At 39.2% G+C, this 16,697-nt stretch carries 12 protein-coding genes; all 12 read left to right on the top strand.

All coding sequences use genetic code 11. The features are described 5' to 3' along the window. Positions 1-39: 39 nt before the first annotated feature. The 12 genes from F9B85_RS01365 to F9B85_RS01310 all read left to right on the top strand — a co-directional run bounded on the left by F9B85_RS01365 (position 40) and on the right by F9B85_RS01310 (position 16,686). Entirely contained in the window at positions 40-822 is a 783-nt protein-coding gene (locus tag F9B85_RS01365; protein WP_279237698.1) for an isoprenyl transferase, read from the top strand. 14 nt (positions 823-836) lie between these two features. Then, entirely contained in the window at positions 837-1,631 is a 795-nt protein-coding gene (locus F9B85_RS01360) for a phosphatidate cytidylyltransferase (protein WP_170270072.1), read from the top strand. Beyond that, positions 1,631-2,734, top strand: coding sequence for a sporulation integral membrane protein YtvI (ytvI, locus tag F9B85_RS01355; RefSeq protein WP_151617811.1), 1,104 nt, complete (start codon positions 1,631-1,633; stop codon positions 2,732-2,734). Before F9B85_RS01360 ends, ytvI begins: the two co-directional genes overlap by 1 nt. Positions 2,735-2,739: 5 nt before the next feature. Then, positions 2,740-3,915, top strand: a complete 1,176-nt coding sequence (locus F9B85_RS01350) for a 1-deoxy-D-xylulose-5-phosphate reductoisomerase (protein ID WP_151617810.1) — start codon at positions 2,740-2,742, stop codon at positions 3,913-3,915. Then, complete coding sequence (rseP, locus tag F9B85_RS01345) at positions 3,912-4,967, top strand: RIP metalloprotease RseP (RefSeq protein WP_151617809.1); 1,056 nt, start codon at positions 3,912-3,914, stop codon at positions 4,965-4,967. Before F9B85_RS01350 ends, rseP begins: the two co-directional genes overlap by 4 nt. A 1-nt stretch (position 4,968) precedes the next feature. Next, the gene (gene ispG / locus F9B85_RS01340) at positions 4,969-6,033 is read left to right on the top strand and encodes a flavodoxin-dependent (E)-4-hydroxy-3-methylbut-2-enyl-diphosphate synthase (protein ID WP_151617808.1); all 1,065 of its coding nucleotides are present in this window, start codon (positions 4,969-4,971) and stop codon (positions 6,031-6,033) included. A 27-nt stretch (positions 6,034-6,060) separates the two neighbouring features. Next, positions 6,061-7,782, top strand: a complete 1,722-nt coding sequence (locus F9B85_RS01335) for a proline--tRNA ligase (RefSeq protein ID WP_151617807.1) — start codon at positions 6,061-6,063, stop codon at positions 7,780-7,782. A gap of 23 nt (positions 7,783-7,805) precedes the next feature. After that, positions 7,806-8,432 (top strand): glycosyltransferase family 2 protein, encoded by a 627-nt coding sequence (locus F9B85_RS01330; protein WP_151617806.1) that lies wholly within the window; start codon positions 7,806-7,808, stop codon positions 8,430-8,432. A 140-nt stretch (positions 8,433-8,572) separates the two neighbouring features. Then, positions 8,573-9,733 (top strand): MGDG synthase family glycosyltransferase, encoded by a 1,161-nt coding sequence (locus F9B85_RS01325; protein WP_151617805.1) that lies wholly within the window; start codon positions 8,573-8,575, stop codon positions 9,731-9,733. 16 nt (positions 9,734-9,749) lie between these two features. Continuing rightward, on the top strand, positions 9,750-13,430 hold the full coding sequence (locus tag F9B85_RS01320; RefSeq protein WP_243138025.1) for a PolC-type DNA polymerase III: 3,681 nt from the start codon (positions 9,750-9,752) through the stop codon (positions 13,428-13,430). A gap of 185 nt (positions 13,431-13,615) precedes the next feature. Then, entirely contained in the window at positions 13,616-15,913 is a 2,298-nt protein-coding gene (locus F9B85_RS01315) for a PAS domain-containing sensor histidine kinase (protein WP_151617803.1), read from the top strand. Positions 15,914-16,227: 314 nt separating this feature from the next. After that, positions 16,228-16,686 (top strand): ribosome maturation factor RimP, encoded by a 459-nt coding sequence (locus F9B85_RS01310; RefSeq protein WP_151617802.1) that lies wholly within the window; start codon positions 16,228-16,230, stop codon positions 16,684-16,686. Positions 16,687-16,697: the final 11 nt, after the last annotated feature.

The raw sequence follows: 16,697 nt of genomic DNA, 5'->3' as shown, positions 1-16,697 counted from the left end.
CATATTTCATGGCAAAAATTAGTACGGGAGGGGTTTGATTTGACGAGGCGTTTTTGGCCTTTTCGAGAACAAAAAACCACCCCATCAGAAGAAGAATTGATGAAGCAAATTGACTCCCAGCGCTTACCTCGACATATTGCAATTATAATGGATGGCAATGGACGTTGGGCCAATCGCAGAGGCTTACCACGAGCGGCAGGCCATAGAGCCGGAGTTGAATCCTTACGAAGAGTTTTAGAAACTTGTGAAGACTTACGTATAGGAGTTCTAACAGTATACGCTTTTTCAACAGAAAACTGGAAAAGACCGGCCGATGAAGTTAGCGCTCTGATGGATCTGTTAGTAGAATACTTACAACGAGAACTTGATGATTTACATCAGAAAGGTGTTCGCGTATCTACTATAGGTCTTATCTCGGACTTGCCAGAGAGACCACGTAAAGAATTGGAAAAAGCTATCCAAAAAACCTCTAAGAATGATAAAATGGTCTTAAATGTTGCTTTAAACTACGGTGGTCGTTTAGAAATAGTAGAAGCTGTCAAAAAAATTGCCACAGATGTTTCGAATGGTCGCATGAAAGCTGAAGAAATTGATGAAAATCTATTTGAACAATACCTCTATACAGCTGGAATGGTCGATCCAGACTTATTAATACGTCCTTCTGGAGAGCTGAGGTTATCAAACTTTTTATTATGGCAATCAGCTTATACAGAGATTTGGGTAACGCCTACCTTATGGCCAGATTTTGGGCGCATCGAGCTTATGCAGGCTATCATTGATTTTCAGAAGCGAGATAGGCGCTTTGGTGGCGTAAAAGTATAGGAGGATTTTACCTCGTGCTTTGGAAGCGAATTGCAAGTGCTATCATAGGTATCCCTCTTCTTGTGGTCATTGTATATCAAGGCGGTTGGTTAATGACCACAGCCGTAGCTATTCTAGCTCTCATTGGTTATAGAGAGTATCATGTCATGGTTCGCCGTATGGATCATCGACCGCCACTTTGGATTGCCTATCCACTCGTAGTAATGTTTGTTCTTGCAGCTCACCATGGTGGAGTTGGCTTAACTTGGCTAATAGCTCTGGCGACTTTAGCTATACTAACACATTTCACAATTACTTTTCCTGAAGGCAACCCCCAAGATGGTGCTATAGCTGTCACTGGAGCATTGATGACAGGATGGTTGCTTGGTCATCTCATCTTACTACGCCAACTTCCTAGCGGCTTAGAAGCTTTACTAATCACCTTTTTTATAACTTGGGCAACAGATACTGGTGCGTACTTTGCTGGCAGAGCTTTTGGGAAAAGACCATTAGCCAAACAGCTTAGTCCAAAGAAGACTTTGGAAGGCTCTTTAGGCGGCATAGTCTTAGCTATCATAATCGGTGTAACTTTTGGTTCACTATGGTTTCCTAATGTAGATTTGTCTTTATGGATTGTTCTTTCTTTAATTCTTTCTATAGTTGGTCAATTTGGAGACTTGGCTGAGTCTGCGCTAAAAAGAATGGCAAACATTAAAGATTCTGGCACCCTCATACCTGGCCATGGAGGAGTATTAGATCGTTTTGATAGTATCTTATGGACCGCTCCTGTAGCCTATTATTTTTTTCAAATAATTGAGGTGTGGCTGTAATGAAGGACTGGCAAGATTCATTATCCTTACTCATAAAACTATCTATCTGGACAATTAGTTTAGTCTTATTCTATTTTGCACTTAACTATGTACTTCCTTTGACAAATGAGATCTTAGGACGCTTAACTATATACCTTTTCCCCTTTATTATTGGAACAGCTATCGCAGTTTTGATCGATCCGGTCGTAGAATTTTTGACTAAAAACACAAGGTTTTCTAGAGGATGGTCTACCTTAATCTCCCTATTCTTTACTATTAGTATAATTAGTTTTGCACTCTTTTTTATTACGAGTCGTCTCGTTGTAGAGCTTCTAAAAATAGCTGCGAATTTGCCTTCACCACAAAAGATAAGCGACTTTTTTACATCATGGCTTGATGCGGCAGAGCCCTATTATGCTCTGCTTTACTCATCGCCTGAAGTTGTTTCAACCTTACAAAGAGTTACTTCAGACGGCTTAGTTACCGTTAAGAACATGATGGTCTCATTATCTAACTTTTTGCTGGAAACCTTGGCGGCCTTGCCTGAGTTTTTTACAGTCTTATTATTTACGATCATTGCAACATTTTTTATTAGTCGTGATAAAAGGCTCGTATTAGGACTTATATATGGTATATTACCTCGCAATAGAGCAAAACAAGCACGCCAAGTAATCATAGAAATGGGTCGCGCTTTTATTGGTTTTATTAGAGCTCAATTTATTTTGATTACAATTACAGGTATTTTAACAATAATTGGACTCTACATAATAGGTATTGAATATGCATTTACAATTGGTGTACTTGCTGGAATGCTTGATATTCTACCTATCGTAGGTCCTGGACTACTATTCATCCCTTGGATTGGATGGGAGTTGCTAACTGGGAACTATGGATTAGGTGCTAAACTTGCTTTGCTATACGGCTTTATAGCAATTACAAGACAAATGATTGAACCAAAAGTCGTTGCAGACTCTATCGGCCTTCATCCACTAATAACTTTATTAGCAATCTATGTAGGATTAAGAGCTTTTGGTTTTATAGGTATAATAATTGGTCCTGCGGTAGTATTACTACTTTTATCATTTTATCGAGCCGGTATATTCCGTGAAATGCAAACGAGGTGACGTTGTTGACCAAAGCAATTGCCATACTAGGTTCAACAGGTTCCATTGGCAAACAAACTTTAGAAGTAGTTGATCAACACTACCATGCTTTACGAGTGGTAGCGTTAGCGGCCAGCTCTAATTGGAAAGAAATGCTTAAACAGATAAAAAAATACAAACCATCTTTAGTAGCACTGATGGATCCTTTGGCGGCAGAAAAACTAGAGCAAGCACTTTATGAGCAAGATATTAATGTTACTGTAGCTGTAGGCTTACAAGGTCTTACAGAAGTAGCCACTCATGAAGAAGCTCATACCATAGTTACGGCCGTTAGTGGTGCCATTGGTTTAGGTCCTACCCTAGCGGCCATTGAAAAAGGAAAAAATATTGCACTTGCTAATAAAGAGACCCTTGTAGCAGCCGGTGCTCTAGTCATGGAAAAAGTAAAAGAAAAAGGCGTATCCTTGTTACCTGTAGACAGTGAACATTCAGCAATTTTTCAATGTCTTCAACAACAAGATTGCCAACAAGCTAGACTTCTACTAACAGCTTCAGGTGGTCCTTTTCGAGATAAATCCTTAGAAGATTTGCAAAAAGTAACAGCAGAAGATGCTTTACGTCATCCTAATTGGCGTATGGGCTCTAAAATTACTATCGACTCAGCTACACTTATGAATAAAGGATTAGAAGTTATTGAAGCAAGATGGTTATTTGATATCGACTTTGATCGTATTGATGTACTAATTCATCCGCAAAGCATTATTCATTCCATGGTGGAATTTGCTGACAGTTCTGTAATAGCCCAACTTGGCCACCCCGATATGCGTTTACCCATACAATACGCACTTTCCTATCCACAGCGATGGGACAGCCAGTGGCCACGACTAGATCTTACAGAGCTTGCTGGTCTAACCTTTCATAAGCCAGACTACGACCGTTTTCCTGCTTTACAATTAGCCTTGCAAGCAGGTAGAGCCGATGGAACCATGCCTACTGTTATGAATGCCGCTAATGAAGTTGCTGTACATGCATTTCTAGACCATAAAATTGCTTTTATGGATATCCCAAGAATAGTAAAAGGAACTATGGAAAAACATAATTGGGTTGCCAAACCAAAACTAAAAGATATTCAGATAGCTGATCAATGGGCAAGAGAATTTGCTGAAATCCAGGTCAACCCTCATAGGGAGGTTTCTCAATGACGTTTCTCGCTTCTGTCTTTGTATTCGGGTTGCTCATTGTCTTCCACGAATTTGGTCATTTTATTGTGGCCAAAATGGCAGGAGTTCGTGTGCTAGAATTTAGTGTCGGTATGGGACCAAAACTATTTGGTCATCAACGAGGGCCTACTCTATACGCACTGCGAGCATTACCGATTGGCGGTTTCGTCCGCATGGCCGGTATGGATCCCGAAGAAAACAAAGAGCAGGAAGAAGGCTCATTAAAGGACGCTGGCAGTTTTAATAACAAATCGATTTTTAAGAGAGCGGCTATTATTTTTGCTGGCTCCTTTATGAACTTTGTTTTAGCTATTCTTCTTTTTATCTACATCTACGCTATTGTAGGCATACCCATGTTCACCAATGTAATTGGTGATGTTCTACCAGATCGACCAGCAGCCATGGCGGGTATTCAACCAGGAGACCGTGTTGTAGCAGTTGATGATAGGCCTGTAAGCAACTGGGCTGAATTAATTCAAGAAATTCATCCTAGAGCTGGTGAAGAAATGCGCTTAATGGTTGATCGTCAAGGAATGGTGCAAGAATTTCGCGTCACACCAGCTTTAGATCCAGAAAGAAACGTTGGACAACTTGGTATCGTAGTAGACGAAAGTGCTTATCATCATGAAAAGCAAGGCTTTTTAGAATCCATTCGTCTTGGTTTAATGAACACCTACATGCTTACCAGCTTAATCTTAGAAAGTCTTTATCAAATGATCACAGGTGCTGCACCAGCTGAAGTAGGTGGCCCTGTCATGATTGTCAGTGAAATTGGTAAAGCGGCAGAAACAGGATGGTCCAACCTACTTATGTTAGCGGCAATCTTGTCGGTTAACTTGGGAATCATTAATTTGTTACCCATACCTGCTCTTGACGGTAGTCGACTGCTATTTTTAGCTATAGAAGCAATTAGAGGAAAACCGATTGATCCTGCCAAAGAAAACATGATTCATCTCATTGGTTTTGCCTTCTTAATTACCTTGATGATTCTCATTGCCTATCGTGATGTAATTCGCTTGATGGGAGGCGAATAATTTGGAAGGGCAAGTATATCGCCGAAAGAGCAGACAAATAAAAGTAGGCTCCATACCAATTGGTGGTAATGCGCCAGTATCAATTCAATCGATGTGCAATACCGATACAAGAGATAAAGAAAGTACAATTGTCCAGATTAACAGACTTGCCGAAGCAGGTTGTGAAATTATAAGATTGGCCGTTCCCGATCAAGAGGCAGTAGAAACCTTACCAATGATCATAAAAAATTCTCCCTTACCTGTGATAGCTGACATACACTTCGACTACAGACTAGCCATCGATTCAATTAAAGCAGGAGTACATGGACTACGATTGAATCCAGGTAATATAGGTGGCGCGCAAAAAGTTCGCGAAGTGATTGCCTCTGCAAGGGAAAGAGAACTTCCCATACGCATAGGAGTCAATGCCGGATCCTTAGAAAAAGAAATATTAGAAAAATATCAAGGAATTACGCCAGAAGGCATGATTGAGAGTGCCTTAGGTCATATTCAAATCTTAGAAAATGAAAACTATCCTTGGATGAAAATATCACTAAAAGCATCATCAGTACCTTTAATGATTAAAGCATATCAAGGTCTAGCAGAAAAAGTAGACTATCCTTTACACGTAGGTGTAACAGAAGCCGGAACAGTTCGTTCCGGCATCGTCAAGTCTGCAGTAGGTATTGGTGCTCTTTTAGCCCAAGGTATAGGAGATACTATAAGAGTTTCTTTAACAGGTGATCCTGTTCCTGAAGTTAATACAGCCTGGGAAATTGTAAAATCCTTAGGTCTTCGCCAACGTGGTCCAGAACTCATATCTTGTCCCACCTGTGGTCGATGTCAGATTGACTTAGCCTCTATAGCTGAAGCAGTTGAAAAAGCATTAGCTACAGAGAAGAGATCCCTTACTGTAGCTGTTATGGGCTGTGTCGTTAACGGTCCCGGTGAAGCCAAAGAAGCAGACGTGGGGATTGCTGGTGGAAAAGACTGTGGGCTACTTTTCCGACAAGGAAAAGTCATAAGAAAAGTCTCACAAGAAGAAATGGTACAATCTTTATTAGAAGAAATTGCTCGTCTGCCCTAAAGAACGTAATGTGGAGTGAATCGATCCATGAAAATGAGTAAACTAATGGCCCCAACACTAAGACAAACCCCTGCAGAAGCAGAAGTAGTAAGCCATCAACTCTTATTACGAGCTGGTTACATCAGACGATCTTCTGCTGGTGTTTATCATTACCTACCCTTAGCCCATCGAGTTTTACAGAAGATCACACAAATCATTAGAGAAGAAATGAATAAAGCCGATGGTCAAGAAATAGTTATGCCCGTCATGCAACCAGCTGAACTATGGGCCGAATCTGGTCGCTGGCACGTGTATGGTGATGAATTATTTCGACTGAAAGATCGACACAATAGAGACTTTTGCTTAGGGCCAACGCACGAAGAAATTGTAACAGATCTTGTACGTAATGATATTCGTTCTTATCGTCAACTTCCACTATTGTTATATCAAATAGCTAACAAATATCGAGATGAGCGACGTCCGCGTTTCGGTCTTTTACGAGGTCGGGAATTCATTATGAAAGATCTCTATTCTTTTGACCGAGATGAAGAAGCTTTAGATAGAACTTATCAAAGTATGTACCATGCTTATAGCAATATTTTCAAGCGCTGTGGATTAACTTTTCGACCTGTAGAAGCTGATGCTGGTGCTATCGGTGGAACAGGAGGCACCCATGAGTTTATGGTGATAGCTGACTCAGGTGAAGGCGCTATTCTCTTTTGCCACCAATGCGACTATGCCGCTAATGTTGAAAAAGCAGAAAGTGCATTAACCGAAACAGTATCTCCACAGGAACCTTTGGACATGCTAACGGTAGATACACCCGAGCAAAGAACGATTGAAGAAGTAAGTAACTATTTGAATATTTCTCCTTCTGAAATGATAAAAACTATGATCTATCGTGCCGATGAAGAAGTAATTGTTGTTCTAATTCGGGGCGATCATCAATTAAACGAAGTCAAACTTGCTAACCTAACACAAGCACTTGACTTAGAATTAGCTTCAGAAGAGGAATGTCAACAGATTAGTCCGGGAGGACAAGGGTTCTTAGGGCCTCAGGGACTTGGAGCTCTCAAGATTTACGCAGACAAAGAAGTTATGAAAATGACAAGAGCTGTTGCCGGCGCTAATGAACGGAACAAACACGTCGTCAATCTTTGCCCAGGTAGAGATTTCCAAGTTACGATTGAAGCCGATTTGCGTATGGTGGAAGCAGGGGAAGCCTGCCCAAAATGCAGAGCACCCTTAGAAGAAGCAAGAGGTATAGAAGTCGGACAGGTTTTTAAACTTGGTACAAAATACTCAACAGCCCTTGGCTGTACCTTTCTAGACGAAAAAGGAAAAGAAAAACCCATGGTAATGGGATGCTATGGAATAGGTGTAAGTCGCACTATGGCAGCTACAGTAGAGCAGAATCATGATGAAGTAGGAATCATCTGGCCTATGTCTATAGCTCCTTATCAAGTCATAGTTGTTCCTTTATCTTATAAAGATGAGCAACAAAGAGAAATTGCTGAAAAGTTTTATCAAAACTTATTACAACAGGGCATAGAAGCGCTTATAGATGATCGCGATGAAAGACCTGGAGTAAAGTTCAAAGATGCTGATCTAATAGGAATTCCAATAAGAGTTGTAATAGGTAGCAAAGCTATCAAAGAAGGTCTTGTAGAAGTAAAAGTACGCAAAACAGGCGAGCAACACAACATAACTGTAGAAGAAGCTACTAACAAAGTTATGGCCCTGATAGAACAAGGTTTCAAAAATACCTAGTCACGATTAGGGGTGGGGCATTAGTGTCTGTTTCTGTCATCATACCGGCCTATAATGAAGAACGTACGATTACAGAAGTTGTTCAAGTAGTCAATACTTCTCCCTATAACCAGGACATTATTGTGGTCAGCGATGGTTCTATGGATAATACCACAACAGTAGCTCACCAAGCTGGCGCAAAAGTCTTAGAACTACCTGAAAACATTGGTAAAGGTGGAGCCATGAAAGCTGGTGTGCAAGAAGCAAAGTATGAGATACTTCTTTTTCTCGATGCCGATCTAATTGGCCTAAGAAAAGAGCACATACAAAGCCTCGTAGAACCAATTCTTGATGGCAACGCTGAAATGACCGTTGGTGTTTTCGAAAAAGGAAGATTGGCTACCGACTTTGCCCAATTAATCACACCTTATTTGTCAGGACAACGAGCTGTGTTAAAAAGTATTTTTTTGAATGTTTCTGAGTTAGAAGCTAGTCGATACGGTGTAGAAGCAGCACTTACGCAACATTTTAGAAACTCTACTTCATTACGAATAATAGAAGTATTACTTCCCGATCTAACCCATCTTATGAAAGAAGAAAAACTCGGATTAGTAAAAGGATTTAAAGAACGCATGAAAATGTATTGGGAAATTGCCAAATGGGTAAAGTAATAATTTTGCAACTGTAATCAGGAAAAAAGCCCGTAAAGATTATCTTTGCGGGCTTTTTTAAAGTCAATTTGTTGACATGGCAAGAACAATAATGGCATGATTATAAACAAATTGCAGAAGACCTTAGCAGGAGAATTTGGATGAATTCAACAGACGTTTTGATACTATCAGTCGAAGCAGGTGCAGGCCACAAAAGAGCCGCTCAAGCCCTAGCTTTGGCTCTTAGGAAGAAAGGCTTGCAAAGCCAAACAGAAGACCTTTTCACCTGTGGACCTTCATGGGTCTTTCGCTTTACTATTGGTAGTTACATGAACATGCTTCATTGGACACCAGGACTTTATCGAACACTTTATGATACATCATCAAAGCCTAAAGTAAGCACCTTGAGTAAAAACTTTGTTAAACATTCACTCTACAAATATTTAGGACCGGGACTAAGTAGATTAATAGATGATAAAAAACCTAAAGTAGTCATTTGTACCCATCCTTTTCCTCTCGGAGTCTTATCAGTGCTCAAAGAAGAAGGTTGTCTAAATGCGAAAACAGCAGGTGTTCTAACAGACTTTTCTGTTCACCCTTTTTGGACTTATTCTAATTGCGACCGTTATTATGTAGCCGCAGAAGAAATGATTAACGAGCTAGTTGAATTAGGTGAAGAAAGAAGTAAAGCTTCTGTAACGGGAATACCGATTCATGAAGATTTTTCCTTTGCAGGCTCACTTAGTCGAGTAGAAGCTGAAAAAATAGCCAAGCTCTCTTCAGCTAGTCATCGCATCTTAATTATGGGTGGAAGCTTAGGTCTAGGTCCTTTAGAAGTATGGGTAAAAAGACTTTTTGATCAAATAAAGCTTTCAAAACTAGAAGAATGGCAGATTGTGGTCATAGCAGGAAAAAACAAAAGTTTAGAAGAAAGATTAAGAAAAATAGGCGATTCCCAACTTACTGTTTATGGATATACAGACAAAATTGCCTATATCATGGCCGCTTCTGATTTATTGCTAACAAAACCAGGAGGTCTTTCTTCGTCAGAAGCAATAGCTCTAAACTTGCCGCAACTTCTTCTTTCGCCCCTGCCGGGACATGAAGAAAGGAATTATCAATTTTTGCTAGAGAAAGGTGTAGCAAGGGGAGCATCAACTTTAGAAGAACTAACAACATTAACTATTGAGCTTATCAAAAACAAAAATGAGCTTTCATACCTTCAGGAATGTGCTAAAAGACTGAATAAAGTAGAAGCTGCACATATGGTAGCAGAAGATATCAAAAGAATGGTTTATCCAGTTTCAGCAATGGGTTCATAGAAGGAGGGACAAGGCATTGGCCAAACCTTGTACAGTTATAACGACAAGACAGGCCCTTGCCCAGGGTAAGAATTTACATTTAGAGCGATTACAGATAGACAGTACTAGACAAGAAATACATCTCTATCTACAAGCCTGGCAACCCTGGCAAGAAGAAGAATTTATTTATTTAAAAGAAAAAGTCGCAAATTGCTTTCCTGATTATCACAATCTTTTTATTCACATAGAGTGCCCACTAGATTATCCTGAGAAATTACTAGAATCATACTTACATTGTTGGATACACTTATCTACGGCAGATCAGCCGCTACTTCGCTCCACATTACAAGCCCTAAAAGGGAAGGTAGAAGAGCAAAAGATTATCTTTATGGTAGAGCGAACGAAAGCAGAACTGCTTAAAAATCGACGTTGTTTAGAAACCTTAGCAGAACAGGCAAAACAAGTCTTTGGTCTAGCTATAACAATTTATCTTGAAGAAGTAGAACCACAATACGACGAAAACTATCTCCAAAATAGAGAAGAAGAAGAGCAAAGACTGCTATCAGAAGCTTGTAAAGTCATAGCAGTACAAGAAGAAAAGAAAGATAAAGAAGAGATAGGTAAAAACAGAACAACAAACCAAGAGATTTATGGCAAAAAAATCGATTACAACGGGACCTTTTACCCTATTCGAGATATAGAAGATGAAGAACGATCCATAATCATTCAAGGGCGTCTTTTTGGCTTAGATACAAGAGAACTAAAGTCAGGAAGACGACTTATTACTTTTAACGTAACTGATATGACTGATACAATAACAGTCAAAGTATTTGAGGGAGAAAAAGAAGATCTTTTAGCCAGTGGACAACTGAAAAATCATTGCTGGGTCAAAGTGCGAGGTGCAGTTCAACTAGATAAATATCAACAAGAATTAGTGCTCCTAGCAAGAGATATTAATCTAGCGGAAGAACCGATAACACGCAAAGATGAAGCACCAGTAAAAAGAGTAGAACTCCATGCCCATACCAAAATGAGTTCCATGGATGCCGTTCTTTCTGCCAAAGAACTGATTAGTCGTGCCGCTTCCTGGGGTCATAAAGCTATTGCAATTACAGACCATGGAGTAGTGCAGGCTTTTCCTGAAGCGGCAGATGCAGGTAAGAAACATAACATAAAAGTAATATACGGTGTGGAAGGATACTTAATTGATGAAGTACCGCCAAGTGGAGCAAAAGTAAAGTCCTATCACATCATTATCCTAGTTCGCAATATGAAGGGATTAAAAAACCTATATCAACTGATTACCAAAGCTCATCTAGAATACTTCCATCGACGCCCTAGAATTCCACGTAAGATACTTCAAGAACATAGAGAAGGCTTGATCATTGGTAGCGCCTGTGAAGCAGGAGAACTGTATCAAGCTTTGTTAGAAAAAGCACCAGAAGAAAAAATTCAAGAAATCGTCAACTTCTATGACTATCTAGAAATTCAACCATTAGGTAATAATTTGTTTTTGTTACGCAAAGGTCTAGTACAATCAGAACAAGAGTTACGGAACATTAACAGCCAGATCGTAGAATTGGCCCAAAAAAATAGTAAGAAGGTAGTTGCAACTTGTGATGTCCATTTTCTAGATCCAATCGATGAATACTATCGCCGTATTTTAATGGCTGGTAAAGGTTTTGAAGATGCAGACGATCAAGCACCCTTGTATTTCCGAACGACAGAAGAGATGTTGGAAGAATTCTCCTACCTAGGGCCAGATAAAGCTAATGAAGTTGTCATTACCAACCCTGCCATCATTGCAGAAGAAATAGAAAGCATTAAACCAATTCCCGATGATTTTTATCCACCCATTATTGATGGTGCAGAAGATCAGATTCGTCAGATGACAGAATCTTGTGCCGCCGAGCTTTATGGTGAGCCTTTGCCAGAAGTAGTACGCAAAAGAGTTGACAAAGAGCTAAACTCCATCATCTCTAACGGCTTTGCCGTCTTATATCTGATCTCTCAAAAGCTGGTCAAAAAATCTAATGACGATGGCTATCTTGTGGGCTCTCGTGGCTCTGTTGGCTCGTCTTTAGTTGCCACTTTTACAGGAATTACAGAAGTAAATCCTTTGCCACCTCATTATCGATGTAAATCTTGTAAACACTCAGAGTTTTTCACCGATGGTTCTATTAGCTGTGGAGCTGACTTGCCCGATAAAATATGTCCACACTGTGGTGAAAATTTAGAAAAAGATGGCCATGACATCCCTTTCGAAACTTTTTTAGGCTTCGAAGGCGATAAAGTACCTGATATTGATCTGAACTTTTCAGGTGAATATCAACCACGAGCTCACAAATTTACGGAAGAACTTTTTGGTCGAGAATATGTTTACCGAGCAGGCACCATTTCTACACTAGCAGAAAGAACAGCATTCGGCTTTGTAAAAAACTATCTAGAAGATAAAAAAATGCAATACCGCAATGCAGAAGTTGAGCGTCTAGTCAGTGGGTGTACTGGTGTTAAGAGAACGACAGGGCAGCACCCTGGTGGTTTAATGGTTGTACCACGCAATGCAGAAATACACGATTTTACACCCTTACAGCGACCAGCAGATGACGTAAAATCTGAGACTATCACAACACATTTTGATTACCACTCTATTTCTAGTCGATTAGTGAAACTTGATATTCTAGGCCATGACGATCCGACAGTAATCAAAATGCTAGAAGACTTAACAGGTATTGATGCGCGAAGGATTCCTCTTGATGAACCGAGAACCATGTCCCTTTTTTCTAACACAGAAGCTTTAGGAGTAAAAGCAGAGCAAATTCGTTCTACCGTAGGGACATATGGCATTCCTGAGTTTGGAACCAAATTCGTACGACAAATGCTTGAAGACACAAAACCAAAATCCTTCTCCGAACTAGTGCGTATCTCCGGTTTTTCTCATGGTACAGACGTATGGCTTAATAATGCTCAAGACTTAATCAAAAGTGGTACTTGTCAAGTGAACGAAGCTATCTCAACACGGGATGACATTATGGTTTACTTACTATATCAAGGATTACCACCCAAAAAGGCATTTTCTATTATGGAAAGTGTTCGCAAAGGCAAAGGAGTAAAACCTGAAGATGAAGAGCTGATGCGTCAGCATCAAGTACCAGAGTGGTATATTCAGTCTTGCCAAAAAATCAAATACATGTTTCCCAAAGCCCATGCTGTTGCTTATGTTACCATGGCCTTTCGTATAGCTTACTTTAAAGTCTATTATCCGGAAGCCTTCTATGCCTCCTTTTTCACTGTTCGTGCTGATGAATTTGATGGCGACATTATTTGCAACGGTCTTCATCCAGTACGCATGAAAATAGAAGAAATTGAAAGAAAAGGCCATGATGCATCGCAAAAAGAGAAAAACTTAATGACAATTTTAGAAATAGCCTTAGAAATGTACGAACGAGGCATTGGAATGCAGAAAGTAAATTTGCAGCGTTCTCATGCTACACGTTTTATCATTGAACCTACAGGTCTCTTACCACCTTTTGCAGGCTTAGCTGGTCTTGGTGATTCAGCAGCGCAAAACATCATGGCCGCTCGAGAAGAAGCTCCCTTTACATCTATTGAAGACATTCGAGTGCGGGCTAGAGTTAGCAAAACAGTAATTGAGGTTTTGCAAAACCATGGTGCTTTAGATGGTTTATCAGAGACTAATCAGATATGCCTTTTCTAACAAGAGCATTAGAAACATCTCTATCTCTTTTTAGTAGTAAATGTTATAATAAACAATGAAGCAACTATGTGGAAGAACAGAAAAAAGAAATAACAGTCACTAATAATAACTCAAAGCCTGCTCTTTATGCGTTACTAATAAAGAGAGGCTTTCTTTATAGTAAGATTGAGGGAGAAGATTGAGACATGATAAGAGTAAAAAAGATATGGCAAAAAGCTTTTCCTCTCCCCCTCACTAAAAGAGTATATTTTTCGATAATATTTCTACTACTTCTTTATACCATTGGCATGACAGGCATTATACATCTTGGTTTTATCAAAAAGGAACGTTATGAACGAAGTCAAACATTGAGAGATCTTACATACAACATGGGTAATCATATCGCTCTTACGTATGGAGATATTAATACCACAATAACACCAAGAGACTATGAAGAAGAGCTCAAAAAAAATATCACATCTTATTTAGCTGAATTAGCCAAAAAAAATCCTGGTGTAACAGTTGCTTTTTATTACAAAGAAACAGGTCAATTAATTAATCATGAAGAAGAGATGAAACTAAATATACAAATAATCGATCATATCTATCCTGTTAACTATTTTAGTTTGAGATATTATGTGCCCAACCAAGATATCATAGAAATAATCGAAGAAAAGCTGAGTAAAGAAGGATACAATTTCAATCAAGCGCACCAGTCCTTTTCTTGGAAAGGCGATCCTTCTATGTATGTAATGCAGCCCGTTTATTACGATGATCAACTAATAGGCTATAGTTGGGCTGGCATTAACAAAAATAGATTTCACGGCATCGTTAATTTGCGAACAGCAGAAGTTGCTTTTATCCAAATGTTTATCGCAGCAATTTCCATATTATTAGCTTGGCATATTTTCCGAAGATTAAAGAGTGAGATCGAAAGCTTCAGCTTAGCGGCAACAACCCAATCAGATGAAGTCTTGCTTCTTCAACAAAACCTACCTGAGTTACGTCCCTTATTAGAAAAAATGAGTGCTCATAGTGATGAGATCAAAACTGCTAATCGTCAATTAGCTCAGGAAGTTATCGAGAGAATAAAAGCTGAAAAAGAGCTGGCTCGCTTTTTTGCCTTATCACTAGATATACTTTGTATCATTGATTTTAATCAGCAAGTAAAAAGATGGAACGACGCTTTCGCAAAAACTGTTCTTCTCAACTATAAAGACATCTCTGAAAAACCCCTACAATCATTTATTCACCCCGAAGATATACAAAGCTTTTTAGATGTCTTTGAGCAAATCAAGAGAGGTTCAGCCATATCTAACCAAGAAATGCGTATTAGTTCAAGCATAAATAATTATCGTTGGATTAACTGGAACGCAGTACCTGTTTTAGAAGAAGGGCTCATCTACATTGCTGGTCGTGATATAACGGAACAAAAAGAAACACTTCGTAAGCTTCATCTCTCAGAAGCACTTTTCTCCAAAGTCTTTCATGCCAATCCTAACCCAATGGCAATTAACGAAATAGATAATTGCAAATTCACGGAAGTTAACGACAGCTTCCTAGAAGTTACAGGATTTACGAGAGAAGAAGTACTATGGAAAAGTCCAGAAGAAATCAACCTTTGGAATAAAGACGACGTTAACTTACAAATCATACACAATGCTCCTTCTTTAGCTAGGAATATTGAGAAAAACATATACATCAAATCAGGAGAATTAAGAAACTGGTTACTTTCTATAGAGATTATTGAATTAAACGGCAAACTTTGTTATGTAACTGCTGCTAATGACATTACAGAACTTAAAAAGTTTGAAAAAGAAATTGCCGAATTAGATCGCCTAAATCTCGTTGCCCAGATGGCGGCCGGCATTGGACACGAGATTCGCAATCCCATGATGATTGTGCGCGGATATTTACAAGTTCTTAGTCACAAGGAAGAACAATCAATCAACAAAGAAAAATTTAATATTATGATTGACGAATTAGATCGAGCTAATGAAATTATCACAGAATTTTTATCACTAGCTAAGCATAGAGCAGAGAATCGTAAAGAACATAATCTAAATCAAATATTACAATACCTTTATCCTTTGATTCGGGCTAATGCTACGCTAGCACAAAAAGATATCGTTATGGACTTGCAAGAAATCCCCGAATTACTTCTTGATGAGAAAGAAATACGTCAGCTAATTCTAAACATTACGCGCAATGGCCTAGAAGCCATGGATAATGGTGGAACTCTTCAGATCTTTACCTATTCTGAGAAAGATCAGATAATATTAGCTGTACAAGATGAAGGAAAAGGTATCGAAGAAGATCATACCAAAAAAATTGGCACACCCTTTTTTACAACTAAAGATCAAGGTACTGGCTTAGGCCTTGCTGTTTGTCAGAGTATAGTAAAGCGTCATAACGCAGTTATGTCATTTGAGAGCAACGAGAAGGGAACAACTTTTTACATTGCTTTTCCAACTAAGAAAAGGACAGAAGTAACTGAATCTTAACAAACTATACAGGAGCGCAATACCTTACTATGGATAGTCAGGTATTGCGCTGGCAATAACGGTGTGTTATACTATTTTTGCTTTGTGTTGCTTCTCCATACTTTAGAAGAGCAACAGATTGATGACCTGATTTCCCCCGATTGACACTGTTGATTTATTGATTTTTCTAGTAGAGTGGGTGCCTAACCCACTCTTTCCATTTGTCTATAAATGTGACGCATCAGGTATGTCACTATTTAGATAAGGAAAAACTAAAAATTATGATTGAAGACTAGCAAAACTTTCTTTTTTTGGGACTAAGGAGGCGTAAGTCTGTGAAAGAGCGCATTGAGGAAAAGGTCGCTCTATGGGCAGAACCGATTGCTCAGGAACTTGGTTTAGAACTCGTAGACGTAGAATGGGTTAAAGAAGGCGGACAATGGTATCTACGAGTATATATTGATAAAGAGCAAGGCATTGAACTTGATGATTGTCAGAATCTGAGTCGAAAAATTGACGAAATGCTTGATCGTGAAGACCCAATCGCCCATTCCTATTTGATGGAAGTATCTTCACCTGGTATCGAAAGACCATTAAAAAAAGCAAGTGATTTTGAGCGATTCAAGGGTGAAACGATTCGAATCACAACTTTTGCCCCTATAGATGGTAGCAAAGAGCATATAGGCCAACTTGTCACGAGAACCAAGGAAGATATTACCATTCTTGTAGATAATCAAGAAAAAGCATTACCAGTAAACAAAGTTTCATCAGTTCGCTTACATGTTAACTTCTAAAAATAAAAAAA

The organism is Heliorestis acidaminivorans (assembly GCF_008933955.1).
Classification (GTDB): Bacteria; Bacillota; Desulfitobacteriia; order Heliobacteriales; family Heliobacteriaceae; genus Heliorestis; species Heliorestis acidaminivorans.
Note: the sequence above shows the minus strand (reverse complement) of the source record. Positions and strands in the feature narration are given on the sequence as shown.

Bases quoted from the DNA above. Each gene is read 5' to 3' on its own strand.
- rseP (WP_151617809.1), top strand. From the start codon at position 3,912: ATGACGTTTCTCGCTTCTGTCTTTGTATTCGGGTTGCTCATTGTCTTC.
- F9B85_RS01315 (WP_151617803.1), top strand. From the start codon at position 13,616: ATGATAAGAGTAAAAAAGATATGGCAAAAAGCTTTTCCTCTCCCCCTC.
- ytvI (WP_151617811.1), top strand. From the start codon at position 1,631: ATGAAGGACTGGCAAGATTCATTATCCTTACTCATAAAACTATCTATC.
- F9B85_RS01335 (WP_151617807.1), top strand. From the start codon at position 6,061: ATGAAAATGAGTAAACTAATGGCCCCAACACTAAGACAAACCCCTGCA.
- F9B85_RS01325 (WP_151617805.1), top strand. From the start codon at position 8,573: ATGAATTCAACAGACGTTTTGATACTATCAGTCGAAGCAGGTGCAGGC.